Consider the following 13432-nt stretch of genomic DNA (forward strand, 5'->3'; position numbering starts at 1 on the left):
CGTCCAGTCTAATCAACTGTGTGGGGGCAGGACTACGAAATCGAGACTACGTCTACCGATTTCTGTCTCTCGGCGCAGTGGTTGATTGGAACTACTCCTACCTGCGGTACTCGTACTTCCTAATCAACTGTGCGGGGGCAGGACTACGAAATCGAGACTGCGTCTACCGATTTCTGTCCTGCTCCCTATATTGCCCAATCTCCGTTGCGGAAGACTGGGACACGGGTGCCGTCTTCTCGGATGCCGTCGATATCCATTTGGCTTGAGCCGATCATGAAGTCGACGTGGACGTCTGAGCGGTTGAGGCCGGCTGCTTCGAGTTCTTCTTCTGTGAACTCTGCGCCACCTTCTACGCTGGTTGCATAGGCTGCCCCGATGGCCAAGTGGTTTGAGGCATTTTCATCAAAGAGGGTGTTGAAGAAGGTAATGCCTGATTGGGAAATTGGGCTTGGGTCTGGTACGAGGGCACATTCACCCAAGGCACGCGCTCCCTTGTTTTTGAAGACCAAATCTTTCATGACTTGATCGCCTTTTTCAGCGGTGATATCCACAATTTCTCCATTTTCAAAGGTCACTTTGATCCCTTCGATGATGTTTCCGTTATAGCTAAGCGGTTTTGTAGAGGTGACATAACCTTCAGCACGACGGAAGTCAGGAGCTGTGAAGACCTCTTCTGTCGGCATGTTTGGCAAGAAGCTTTCGCCTTGGGCATTGATAGCTCCAGCAGATTCCCAGACGTGGTTTTTCGGCAAGCCAAGTGTCAAGTCCGTTCCTGGCGCAGTGTAGTGAAGGGCTGAGAATTGTTCCTTATTCAGTGTATCTGCCTTGCTCTTGAGAATAGCAGCATGCTCTTCCCAAGCCTTGACTGGATCTTCCTCATAGACTCGGCAAGTCTTGAAGATTTGATCCCACAGGAGATCCACTGCTTCTTCATCGCTCGCCGCATTTGGGAAGACTTTTTTCGCCCATTCTAAACCTGCTGCTGAAGCAACAGTCCAGCTGACCTTGTTAGACTGAGTGGCGATGCGCATTGGTTTCATAGCCATGCCCAAAGCCTTAGCAGAGGCAGAAAGCTTCTCTGCATCGACACCATTTAAAGCACCTGGATCAGACGAGCGCACACCCAAGCGACTAGCCTTGTGGTCTAAGAGGTAGTTCATCTCCGCAATCTTGTAGTCCGGTACATTGTCCAAACGATCCATCGGTGCATGGAGGAATTTTTCCCGGGTAGTAAAATCATCTGCCCATTGGACAATCACTTCGTGCGCCCCCAAAGCATAGGCTTCCTTCACAATCAAGTGAGCCAATTCTCTTTGTTCCACATCGATGTTCAAGACCAAGGTATGGCCAGGTTGCACGTTGATGCCGTTCGCCACTAACAATTTAGCGTATTTTTCGAGGTTTTCTTTAAAATTTGGTAAAACCATTGTTTTCTCCTTCATAAGTGAATGATCTCCTCCTAGTATACCATAAGTCCATGCAAAAAGAGAGTGGGACAGAAATCGGTAATTCGTTAGAATTCGATTTCGTCGTCCCACCTCCGCACAGTTGAGTAGGGCTGTAAAAGCTGATGAAATCAGCGTAGTAGAGCCCACTCAACCACTGCGTCTTGCTCGACAATCCAAAAATAATTGAGAGGCTAGGACTTTTGTCCCAGCCTCCTTTTTATTGATCCTTCTAACTTAAGGAAGAACATAACCTTGATCATCCACGGTATGGGGTTGTTCAGAACTGCTATTCTCTCTCAAAGCTTCCAAATCTTGATCCAAAATGGAATTGTAGTCTGTACTACCTTCACGGGTTACCCGAGTTGATACTTGGCGCAAGAGTTTTTCATTGAGATTGCGAACCCAGCGACCATTACTATGGTCATTGGCACGCATATAATTCCCTTTCACAATCTCTCCATAAAGGGCTTCATTGACCTGGTAACCTTGCTTACGCAATCCTAACAGACCGATCTCAACGATCTCATCTGGGCTGTAGTCTTCAAAATCAAATGTAGTCGGGATCCGGCTTTGCAGACCTGAATTGACCTGCAAGAAGTCGTGCATCTCTTTTGTGTAACCAGCAAAGATAATAACGATATCGCGGCGATGGTCCTCCATAAATTTGAGGACTTCGTCCAAGGCTTCTTTCCCAAAATCGTCATTTAAACCGGTATAGAGCGTATAGGCCTCATCGATAAAGAGGACTCCACCCAGTGCACTTTCTAGGACTTCGCGCGTCTTCAAAGCTGTTTGACCTTGGTAGCCTCCAACCAGATTGCTCCGCGATACTTCGATGAATTTCTTCTGCTTGATAACTCCTTTTTGGAAGAGGATATTGCCCAAAATGCGGGCCACGGTGGTCTTTCCTGTACCAGGATTTCCAAGAAAGAGAGAGTGCAGGGTCGTGTCTTCGACGATGCCACCTTGTTCAGCCCGTTTTTGATTGAACTCAGCCATGGCTACGAATTGTTCGACTTGCTCTTTCACCTTAGCAATTCCAACCAATCGGTTGAGGGCAGCCATCCCATCTTCTTCCTTGTCGGCTCCTGCTTGATACTTACCTTGGTTAAGGACAGCATCGATATCGCTATTGAGGATGGTCTCAATATCGTCAGAACCTTGGGCCACCACCCGATCCGCCATGGTCTTGGTCAATTGCTCATCCAGGTTACGGATCCAGCGACCATTGCTCTTATCTAGCGAACCATCATAAGCCCTCTTAACGTGCCGCGCATAGTAATCCCGGTCTTCGAGTTTGTAGTCTCCTTTGCTTAGGATCATTTCACCTAGTTGGACAATCTCATCTCCTGTGAAATCTTCAAAGATGAAATTATTTGGCACCCGAGAACGAAGGCCTGGATTGGTCTTTAAGAACTCCTCCATTTCCTTGGTATAGCCGGCAAAGATAATCATGATGTCGTCACGATTGTCCTCCATAAATTTGAGGATGGTATTGATCGCTTCGATCCCAAAGTCCGCACCGCTGTCCTTTTTATCCAAGCTATAGGCTTCATCGATAAAGAGGATGCCTCCTCGCGCTTTTTCAAGCAGGGCTTGGGTCTGTTCAGCTGTTCCTCCAATATTCGAAGAGATCAGATCGGACTCCGTTGCTTCCACGAAACGGAATTCTTCCCCTGAGAGAACACCCGCATCAAAGAGCACTTGTCCCAACAGACGGGCCACAGTGGTTTTCCCTGTACCAGGATTTCCCATAAAGGCCGCGTGGAGTGTTTGTTTTTCAGGAGCCTTGCCACTGGCGATTCGTTTCTTGTTAAATTCCACCATGTTGATCATTTTCTTGATCTCATGTTTGACTTTTTCAAGACCAATCAGGCTATTGAGTTCTTGAAGAGCATCTTGTTTCTTCTCTGGTCCAGAGTCTCTTGCGGTGGTTGGAGCCACCGTTGCATCCGTCGCCTGTCCCGTAGCAACGACTTGCGCATTGCCCTTAGCCACTTCTCTGCCAACAAGATAGTCACAGTCATCCTCGATTTCCTTGGTCAGATCACGCGCATCCCCCTGGCTATAGGTCACGGTGCCCACCTTCGCAAAGGCTCCACCTTGAAGCCGTATATTGGGATCCGCAATCTTATGACAAATCATATGCTCAGCCATCAGCACACCATCATCAAAAACTCCAAATGAAATGGTTTGGGCATTCTCATTCAAGAAGGTCGTTTCTCCAGTCAGGGAAGCAAAGGACTCTTCATAGACGCATAAAAATTCTGAAAATGTAGCCTGGTGAGCTCGGATCATACTATTGAATGAATTGATGGAGGTTATACGATCCGAATCCGAATTGAATTGAACATTATTGTCAAGACAGACTCCAGTTCCAGTAGGCAACTCAATTTTACAGTTTTCAGACTCCCAGATGACATTCCTCAACCAAACTGGTGGAAAGTCCTTTTCCAGATCCCCGCCTGTAATCGTTGAATTTTTTGCGATCACTTCTGAGTCCTTGGCATGGATCGTATTATTCCCAAATTTTTCAATATGGACATTTTCTAAGGTCAATTTAGATCCTTCTGACAGATCAATCTTAGAAAAAATCGTTGAATTGCGAATGGACAATTCCGATGCTGACATACCGATGGCACTTTGGTGTTTTTCCGGAACCTTCATCCCGACTCCTTCCAGTGTCAACTTCGAATGCGTATCCATATAGATAAAAAATTCACTATTTGTCGGAGTGGTTGCTTCAAAATAGACCTGTTTACAGGTGATATCTGAGCTATTCCATAAGAGCAAGGCAGTATAATTCCCACCAACTTTAAACCACAGATCTTCAAATGTCACCTGAGCTCCCTCTACAAATCGGAAGGAAGCCTCAATGATGTTGTTAAACATGCGCCCATTGCCATTTGGATTTGGAACCACATGCCCCACAAAATGAAGGTTCTTGTCGATCTCGATCACTTTATTTGTCGGCCATTGAAAGACATACCCATTTTCAAACTCGATGGTATCCCCATCCTGCGCTTTTTCAATCGCATCCATAAAGTTCCAACTATTGTTGTAAGGCCCTACTAAATATCTTGCCACGCGCATTTCCTCTGTTTCATCTTTTCTGTTTCCTTGTTATAAACACTTGTCACTAAAAATTGTAACACAATCCAGTGCCAAAGAAAACACTTATCAGATCTGAAAAGACTGAAAAACCTCTATTTTCAAAAGGAAAATGGAGGCTGTCAGTTAATCTTTCAAGGCTGAAAACAAGCCAGCTAGAGCAATCGCTCCTGAGAGCATGGCAGTGGAAAGGAGCAGCACATTGTCTGCCAATAACGAATCTTAAGTACGCAAATCCTCCATCAAGTCTGAGACTGATTCAAATGGCTGACTCATATTCCGCTTTTGCTCTACATCCGTTACGACTTGAAGCAACTTCCCATGATCGTCTAATTTAACATCAAAAGGTAAGCCCTGATATTGAATAGCCTGACGAAGGAAAATGTGGATAGCCGTTGTCATATCTATTCCTAAATGATTAAAAACCTGTTGGGCCTGCTCCTTGACCTCACTATCCAAACGAATACTCATGCTCGTCTTTGACATATTCTCACCTTCTTTCTATTTATTATTTTAACAAAAAGAAGGCTAATGTAAATTCATTGGATATACAATAGCCTATTGAAATTAATGATCGAGGCAATTCTTATGACTTACTTTCTATGAATCTTTTGACCATAGGTAAAATTTCTTTTTCCAGTCCTTTTATTTGATATGATTCCCATCTAGTTTTTTCCGTAATATTAGCCATTATTTGTAACTTTAGACTCTGACGATCAAAAATCCCTTCCCACTGTTTATATTTTGCACTCGGGACTAAATTTCCAAATTTCGAATTTTGACTATCTGTAATGATACAAAGGTTCCCAAAGGAGTGTAAGAATTGATCATCCATTTTTTCAACTCTTTCATCACTATTTGGATGTTGTGGGAACCAATGCTCTATGGAACGACGATAAGCAAATTTGAAATGATCAAATTTAACACCTTTATACTCCCTTCCTAACTCTTCACGATTTTTCCATAAGATGTAATCAATAAAATTAAATGCATAAACAGAAATGTCACCATATTTCTTAATAATATTTTCCTCGGTGAATAATCTTCCCTCAGCATATCTCACAGCCATTTTTTCAAGAAAATCCTTAAATCGAATAGCAAATTCTTGATCATTTAGTTCTTCAATATGCTCGAAGAGGAATTGCAAAACTTCATACAACCAACGACTATCACGATTGGCAGTGAAAGTTACGGCAAACATGGATTGCAAAAGGATGATATTTTTATTAATTTCCGAATCTGAAAATGTATTCTTAGTAAAGCGTTCTTCAACTATGTAATGCTCTTTTGCTTTTCCATTTGGTTGATATTCATAATAAGTCCCCTTCTGCAAAAACCATTCATCCTTATTTCTGCTTGAAGAATCCATATTTGAATTTCTAACGATGAAATTATCAAAAATATGTTTCATTCTAAGAAGGAATTCACTGAATTTAATAACCCAGGTCTGATTTTTATTTTTTATATCAAATAGAGTTAAGAGTTTCTTATCATCTAATTGAACCTCACTGGTATCCGTACCTTCCCAAATTGACAATACATGGAGTAAGAAGGTAGGAAAATCTATAACTTGGGTATATTCACCAAAATCTTTTTCTACTTCTATAATTTTTTCATTTACCTTTTTTCCCAATATATCAGATAACTTTCTTCTTTCATTTTGATAAAAATCAATATCGTCATAAATATCATGAAATGAGTAATTTGAAAAGTGCCATCCAAAAATACGTTCACGCTCCTGAAAACTATCTGCCCTCTTCCGCCTCATCTTAAATTGACTTGCTACCGGCTTATCAAATTCAGCGCAAGCATCCCAGATTCTCGCAAATTTTTGCGCCTTTTCTTGATCTTCTCCAAACTTAGCCATCATTTGTGCCTTAAGAATTTCATGAGCTTCTAGTTGTTCTCCTCGAGAGTTAAAACGTTCGAAATAAAGATTCAAATCTAAATCTTTAGGAAGTATACTCCGAAAAATGATGACTTTATTAAAAAGATAATCAACGAAAGACTGAGATTCAAGTTGGCGCTCTCCTAACACTTTTTTTAAGGCATCTTTAGCATGTCCGTAACCTCTAGTTAATTCATTTTCATCGTCCTCCGAAATTTTTTCCTTGATAAATAGTTTTTGAATATTCTCATTTGATTTTCTCCGAGCTGGAAAAGTTAAATTAACTGCCTCTAATTTGTTAAAATCAAACTCATTTTTCAAAACCAGGGCAATTAAATTAAGAGCTGTTGTTCGTTGTTGACCATCAATGATTTTAAAAAGGCCATTCTCTTCATTGACAACTAATGTTCCAATATAGTAATTGTCTCTCTTTTCTTGAAAAGCATCTGCTACATCATTCAATAATTGCTCAATCTCATCATAAGTCCAGGAAAAATTTCTCTGATAAAGAGGGATAGCATAGCTATCTTCGTTTAATAAACAATCAACGGACAAGCTGACGTGTGTCTCTACCATTTCTCTCTTTCCTCCTCTATAATTTGCTCCACAGTATAATTTTCAAATAATTCTCTATCTATCTTAATCATGAAATCATTTGGAGTTACAGCATGTGCTAAAATTTGAAAAAGTTTTTGAACTTCTCTTTGTCTGAACTTCCCTCCTGCAGCGTAGTTTCCCATAGTAGCATCATATATAGCTCTAGACTTCACACGGGGATAGTAAGCCCAAATAAAAAGAGTCTCTATTATTTCCTTTGATAGTTCATCTTTTCCAAATCTCTCTGCAAAAAGTGAGCAAATATTTAGAAACAGATTATGGCACTTGAGATAGCGTCCTTTTGAACTATTGTAAATTTTCAACATACCGTCTGGGTAATCTGAACCATTTTGTTTACTCTCAGGATTATTAGACATTCCTAACTGTTTATTTAAAAAATCTATATGATCTCTAATCGTTTGATGAACAGATTCAATATATTCAAAAAATTTGCTTCCATCTATGATTGGCATGGTAATTGACATAGGGAAGTTTTCAATATGACGATATAATTCTAGGTATGGAAAATCCCTACTTAAATCAACACCTTTAAAATCATCAATAAAATCTTCTGTAAAACGTAGATAAGAACCATACCGCTTATTGGTTAGTCCTGTTTCTCCCCTAGACCAACGTCTCATACGAAAAAGATGCTTATCAAATAGATCTTTCAGACTTAAATCGTTATCTTCCACAAACTGCTCCCACTTCTCAACAATTTTTTCATCTTCTGAATCTTGTTGGCGCAGATGATAGGCTTTGAGTAAATCATGAGGTTCCAAAGATTTGCCACGATTATTCTGAGAGTCAAATAATTGAAAAGCTTCTGCCAAACGTTCCTCTGGCATGATGATACAAGAAATAGAACAATTTTCCAATAAAAATTCACAAATATTCTTTGTCTGTTTTTCCCCAACAAGTCGAGTTAAATTTTGCCATTCATTATAATTTTCACTAGCATGATAACAAGATAGTTCTCCAAATTCGGTACTTAACAGTTGAGTAGCACCTTCGTAATTATTTACATAATCTAGTAAATGTAGTAATAAGGAAATGGAAATTAAACGTTGTTGTCCATCTACAATATCTAAATGTCCATCATTCTCATGCAAAATGACAGATCCCACTTGATATTCCCTTTTTCCCATTGCATCTTGTAAATCGTAGAACAGATTACGAATATGCTTTCTGTCCCATTTATAAGGCCTTTGATAAGAAGGAATCCGCAAATTTCCCTTTCTTAATATCTCTCCAACCTTTTTAGAAGTAAATTGAATATCCATTTCATCCGCCTTTATCGTATTTAAAAAACTACAAATTCATATGAATCTGTAGTTAAGAGTGTCTATTTCTTTTGAATAACACTTGCATTAGGAATATTTTTTGAATACTGTTCTGCCGCTTCCTTTGTCCAAAATCCTTGTGCAATCATATTCCCAAACTGATCAATAACAATCCATTCAGTCATATCTCCATCACCTTTCAACTTTTTATTAATTATATGTTAACCATTTATTATTAGAGATAGTATAGCATTTACAAACTGTAAAATCAATATTATCTCTGTAGAATATAATATTATTTTTCTCAATTCAAGATCAACTGCAATACACTTTTTCTATTTAAGAATACAAGTATATAAAAATAGGAGTAAAACAGTACGATTTTTAGTAAATTTCGTTCTGTCCTACCCCTTAAAAGGTATTGTAACATTCTTCCAAACTTAGAAAACGAACAACTAAATCACTCAGTTACTACGTCATGTAATTATGACTTTTGTTCATCTAAGAGTGATAGCTTTTGAATAAAAATTATTTATCCATCAAAACAAATCATCAAAGAGGCTCAACTGGTTATCCTCTGGCATATTGCCAAGAATGCCCATCTCATCCATCTTTTCAACCAGGGTAGACGAAACACCGCCACGCTTCCGGAGCTCGGTCTTAGAAAGGAATTCTCCTTCTTCACGCGCCCGCACGATTTGCTTGGCAACGTTCTCACCCAGACCATCCATAGCGACAAATGGTGGAATCAGGGTATCCCCATCAATCAAGAATTCTGTCGCCTGACTGCGATAGAGGTCTAGCTTGCCAAACTTGAAGCCCCGCTCCCACATCTCATTGACAATCTCAAGGGTGGTGTAGAGATCGATCTCTACGTTGGAGGCTTCGTTGTTCTTGCGTTTCTCAGAGATTTCTTTCATCCGCGCTTTCACGGCCTCAAGGCCTGCTCCCATAGTCTTGATGTCAAAGGCCTTGGCCCGAATCGAGAAGTAAGCACAGTAGTAATAAAGTGGATGATGCACCTTAAAGTAGGCCACACGAAGGGCCATCATAACATAGGCCGCCGCATGGGCTTTAGGGAACATGTACTTGATCTTCCCACAGGACTCGATGTACCATTCAGGAACATTGTTTTCCTTCATGGCTTGGATATAACCATTGCGCTCTTCTTCTGAGATCTTGAGCCACATCCCTTTCCGCACGCGCTCCATGATGGTAAAGGCCATCTTAGGCTTGAGACCCGCATGCATGAGGTAAACCATGATGTCGTCCCGACACCCGATAACGGTCGATAGATCGGCAATGCCCGCCTTGATCAAGTCTTGGGCATTCCCCAACCACACGTCGGTACCGTGAGACAGACCAGAGAGCTGCAAGAGCTCCGCGAAGGTCGTCGGATGGGTTTCTTCGACCATGCCCCGAACAAAGTTGGTCCCAAACTCTGGAATCCCCAACATTCCTGTCGGCGTTCCGATCTGCTCAGCTGTCACCCCTAGCACTTCCGTCCCAGAAAAGAGAGCCATGACCCCTGGATCATCCATAGGAATATCGTTCGGATCAATACCCGACAAGTCTTGGAGCTTGCGAATCATGGTCGGATCATCATGTCCCAGGACATCGAGCTTGAGGACATTCTCATCGATATCGTGGAAGTTAAAGTGAGTGGTCTGCCATTCAGCTGTCACATCGTCTGCTGGATACTGGACCGGAGTAAAGTCATAGACATCCATATAGTTTGGAATAACAACGATTCCCCCCGGGTGCTGACCGGTCGTCCGTTTGACCCCAGCGGCACCAAGAGCTAAGCGCTCGACCTCAGCATCTCGGTAGTACTTGCCAAAATCACGCTCATAGCCCTTGACAAAGCCGTAGGCAGTCTTAGCTGCGACCGTACCTACCGTTCCTGCCCGAAAGGCATATTCTTCCCCAAAGATATCGCGGACATCCAAGTGGGCACTCGGCTGGTCTTCCCCTGAGAAGTTCAAATCGATATCGGGTACCTTGTCCCCATCAAAACCAAGGAAGGTTTCAAAAGGAATATCCTGGCCATTTTTGCTGAGCTTATGGCCACAGTTTGGACAATCCTTGTCCGGCATATCAAAACCAGATCCATAAGAACCATCGGTGATGAATTCACTATACTGGCACTGGCTGCAGACATAGTGAGGCGAAAGCGGATTAACCTCAGTGATCCCAATCATAGTCGCTACAAAGCTGGATCCGACAGATCCACGCGATCCAACCAAGTAGCCCCGCTCATTGGAACGGTGCACCAGCATCTGTGAAGCCAGATAAATCACGGCAAAGCCATTCCCCAAGATGGAGGTCAATTCCTTTTCAATCCGCAGATCGACAATATCAGGGAGTGGATCACCATAGATTTCAAAGGCTCGCTTATAGGTCAATTCCGCAACTGTTTCTTCGGCCTTGTCGATAAATGGCGTATAGAGGTCACCCTTGACCACTTCGACCGGCTCAAAGGTCTCTGCGAGTGCATTGGTGTTTTCAATAACAATCTTGCGCGCCAAGTCTTCTCCCAAAAAGGCGAATTCATCCAGCATTTCATTGGTAGTTCTGAAATGCGCTTTTGGCAGTGGCGCTGGCTGGGCATCTTCTCCATGCCCAATGGTCCGGTTGATCATGGCCCCTTGACCGAGACTGCGGACAATGATCTCCCGATAGATCTCATCTTCCGGCTCCAGATAGTGGACATTTCCTGTCGCAAGAACGGGCTTGCCGAGGCGATCTCCCACTTCGATCAAGCTCTTGATAATGGTCTGGAGCTCATCCATGTCCTTAACCTGCTCCTTGGCAATGAGAGGTGCGTAGATAGCCGGTGGCATCACCTCGATAAAGTCGTAGTACTTGGCCACTTCGACTGCCGCATCCACACCTTGCGACATGACGGCATCAAAGACTTCCCCTTCTGAGCAGGCCGATCCAAGGATCAAGCCCTCGCGGTGGGCATCCAGCACAGTCTTTGGAATCCGTGGGACTCCTTCGAAATACTTGGTCCCAGAAAGTGAAACCAGTTTAAACATGTTCTTAAGGCCAGTCTGATTTTTGACATAGAGGGTCGCATGCTTGACCCGCGCCTTCTTATAAGAATTCTCATCGATCAAATCGATATTCAGATCCTTAAGATTGGTCACCCCATGCTTTTCAGCGACATCTTTGATGAAGATAAAGAGCAGGCGCCCCGTTGCTTCCGCATCGTAGTTGGCCATGTGGTGGTGCTCCAAGCCTACTCCAAAGCGCTTGGTCAATGGCCCTAATCCATGCCGTTTAAAATCTGGATAGAGGTTACGGGCAAATTCCAGGGTATCGATGACCGGCTGGGTGATCTTGGGAAGGCCATGACGCTCATAGTTGGCATTCATGAAGCCTACGTCAAAGGTAGCATTGTGGGCAACGAGAACCGTTCCCTCACAGAAGGCCTGAAATTCCTTTAAGACCTGCACCAAGGGCTTGGCACCCCGAACATGCTCGTTGGTGATCCCTGTCAATTGGGTCGTAAAAGCGGACAAAGGATGACCCGGATCGATAAACTCGTCAAACTCCTCAATGACATTGCCCTTGTACATCTTAGAAGCAGCGACCTGGATCAAGTCATTATAAATAGCTGAAAGTCCCGTCGTTTCCACGTCAAAGACCACATAGGTCGCTTCATTGAGGTCCAGATCCACCTCGTTATAGGTAATGGGCACCTTGTCCTCTACGATATTGGCTTCCATCCCATAGATCAGCTGGATCCCAGCTTTCTTGGCTGCTTTAAAGCCATGCGGGAAACTCTGCACATTCCCATGGTCGGTGATGGCCACAGCCTTATGCCCCCACTCAGCTGCCTTGGCGATCAGCTCTTCAACTTCTGGCAGGGCATCCATCGTCGACATATTGGTATGGGCGTGGAATTCCACCCGGCGCTCCCCTTCTGGCATCAGGTCCTTGCGGGCATAATGCACGACCTCCTGGATGTCTTGGACATTCATAGTTAAGTCGCGCGTGAAATTATTCATTTCGATATTTCCCCGCACCCGTAGCCAGCTGTTCTTCTTGATCATGTCAAACTTCTGGGCTTCTTCCTCATTTTTAACCCATTTCTGAAGGGAAAAACTCGAGGTATAGTCGGTCATCTTAAAGCTGATCAAGACCCGACCGGTCCGCGTCACCTTGTGCTCCACGTCAAAGACCACACCCTCAAAGACAATCCGGTTCTCTTCTGTCGTAATCTCGACCATCGGAGTGATCTCAGCCTTGTCTAGCTTCGGTTTAGCCGCCGCCTTCTTAGCCTTGAAATCAAAGGCAGGCTTTTCTTCAACTGCTGGTGGCGGAGCCATCTGGGCCAAGGATTCCATAGCCCGCAAGGTCTCTTCATTGGCCGCTTGGAATATCTTTTCATTTTCCTCCTCAAAGCGCGCCACTTCTTGCTCTGTCAACTCCTCATCAGACTCCACCCGACAGGTGAAATGCGGAAAACCAAAGGCTTCCAACTGCTTGGCAAGATTGGGCAAATGATTCTTACGAAAATGCTCCGTATCAACCGAAGAAGGCCCTGAGATGATCAATTCCTGCCCTTGTGCGCGCACCTGCAAGTCTTGATAGAGCCCCTTAAAGCCTTGACTAGCGCAAGGCCCTTCCTCAAAGACCTCCCGGTAGTAGGCCTGCAACAAGTCAGCAGAAAAATCCTGATTAGCCACTTGGATGGTAAAGGTCGCCTGGTTTCCCGTCTTTGAAAATTCGTCCTTCAAGCGCTGGCGCAATTCCTTAAACAAAGCAATGGGCAAGACCTCCGCAAAAGCAAAGCGGAACTCCCAAACCCGACTGACCTTGTGCACCACGACTTCTTGAATCTCCGCATGCAAAAAGGCACTGGAAGATCGCATCTCCAGCGGCATATCCAGCTGATCCATTAAAATTTCAAAGGTGTTGGACATTGTTTCTCCCTTGATCTTGATTCTTTTGCTCGCTTTTGAGTAGCCTACTTTCTAAGCAAAAACAGACCATTCAAAAACATTCGTAACCCTTATTTTATCACAATTTAAGGATTAATTCGAGGGAGAAGTGAAGACAAAAAATCACCGATAGGTCGGTGATTTCTCTTCATC

Annotated in this window: 7 protein-coding genes; all 7 read right to left on the bottom strand. The window is 43.3% G+C overall.

The window, feature by feature from the left end; translation table 11 throughout:
* Positions 1-185 precede the first annotated feature (185 nt).
* The 7 genes from SM123_RS09380 to SM123_RS09410 all read right to left on the bottom strand — a co-directional run bounded on the left by SM123_RS09380 (position 186) and on the right by SM123_RS09410 (position 13261).
* Positions 186-1427, bottom strand: a complete 1242-nt coding sequence (locus SM123_RS09380; protein WP_320909485.1) for an aminopeptidase — start codon at positions 1425-1427, stop codon at positions 186-188.
* A gap of 255 nt (positions 1428-1682) precedes the next feature.
* Positions 1683-4535 carry an AAA family ATPase gene (locus SM123_RS09385; RefSeq protein WP_320909486.1) on the bottom strand — a complete coding sequence of 951 codons (2853 nt, stop codon included), beginning with the start codon at positions 4533-4535 and terminating at the stop codon, positions 1683-1685.
* Positions 4536-4781: 246 nt separating this feature from the next.
* Positions 4782-5045, bottom strand: coding sequence for a type II toxin-antitoxin system RelB/DinJ family antitoxin (locus tag SM123_RS09390; protein ID WP_247923487.1), 264 nt, complete (start codon positions 5043-5045; stop codon positions 4782-4784).
* A 100-nt stretch (positions 5046-5145) separates the two neighbouring features.
* Positions 5146-7023 carry a DUF262 domain-containing protein gene (locus SM123_RS09395; RefSeq protein WP_247923488.1) on the bottom strand — a complete coding sequence of 626 codons (1878 nt, stop codon included), beginning with the start codon at positions 7021-7023 and terminating at the stop codon, positions 5146-5148.
* Entirely contained in the window at positions 7017-8327 is a 1311-nt protein-coding gene (locus tag SM123_RS09400; RefSeq protein ID WP_247923489.1) for a DUF262 domain-containing protein, read from the bottom strand. Before SM123_RS09400 ends, SM123_RS09395 begins: the two co-directional genes overlap by 7 nt.
* A gap of 62 nt (positions 8328-8389) precedes the next feature.
* The gene (locus SM123_RS09405; RefSeq protein ID WP_023919500.1) at positions 8390-8512 is read right to left on the bottom strand and encodes a hypothetical protein; all 123 of its coding nucleotides are present in this window, start codon (positions 8510-8512) and stop codon (positions 8390-8392) included.
* 354 nt (positions 8513-8866) lie between these two features.
* The gene (locus SM123_RS09410) at positions 8867-13261 is read right to left on the bottom strand and encodes a PolC-type DNA polymerase III (protein ID WP_320909487.1); all 4395 of its coding nucleotides are present in this window, start codon (positions 13259-13261) and stop codon (positions 8867-8869) included.
* Between the last annotated feature and the right edge of the window lie 171 nt (positions 13262-13432).

This window comes from Streptococcus sp. S5, assembly GCF_034134805.1.
In the GTDB taxonomy this organism is placed as follows: Bacteria; Bacillota; Bacilli; order Lactobacillales; family Streptococcaceae; genus Streptococcus; species Streptococcus lingualis.

Bases quoted from the DNA above. Each gene is read 5' to 3' on its own strand.
- SM123_RS09390 (WP_247923487.1), bottom strand. From the start codon at position 5,045: ATGTCAAAGACGAGCATGAGTATTCGTTTGGATAGTGAGGTCAAGGAG.
- SM123_RS09380 (WP_320909485.1), bottom strand. From the start codon at position 1,427: ATGGTTTTACCAAATTTTAAAGAAAACCTCGAAAAATACGCTAAATTG.
- SM123_RS09405 (WP_023919500.1), bottom strand. From the start codon at position 8,512: ATGACTGAATGGATTGTTATTGATCAGTTTGGGAATATGATTGCACAA.
- SM123_RS09400 (WP_247923489.1), bottom strand. From the start codon at position 8,327: ATGGATATTCAATTTACTTCTAAAAAGGTTGGAGAGATATTAAGAAAG.
- SM123_RS09410 (WP_320909487.1), bottom strand. From the start codon at position 13,261: ATGTCCAACACCTTTGAAATTTTAATGGATCAGCTGGATATGCCGCTG.
- SM123_RS09395 (WP_247923488.1), bottom strand. From the start codon at position 7,023: ATGGTAGAGACACACGTCAGCTTGTCCGTTGATTGTTTATTAAACGAA.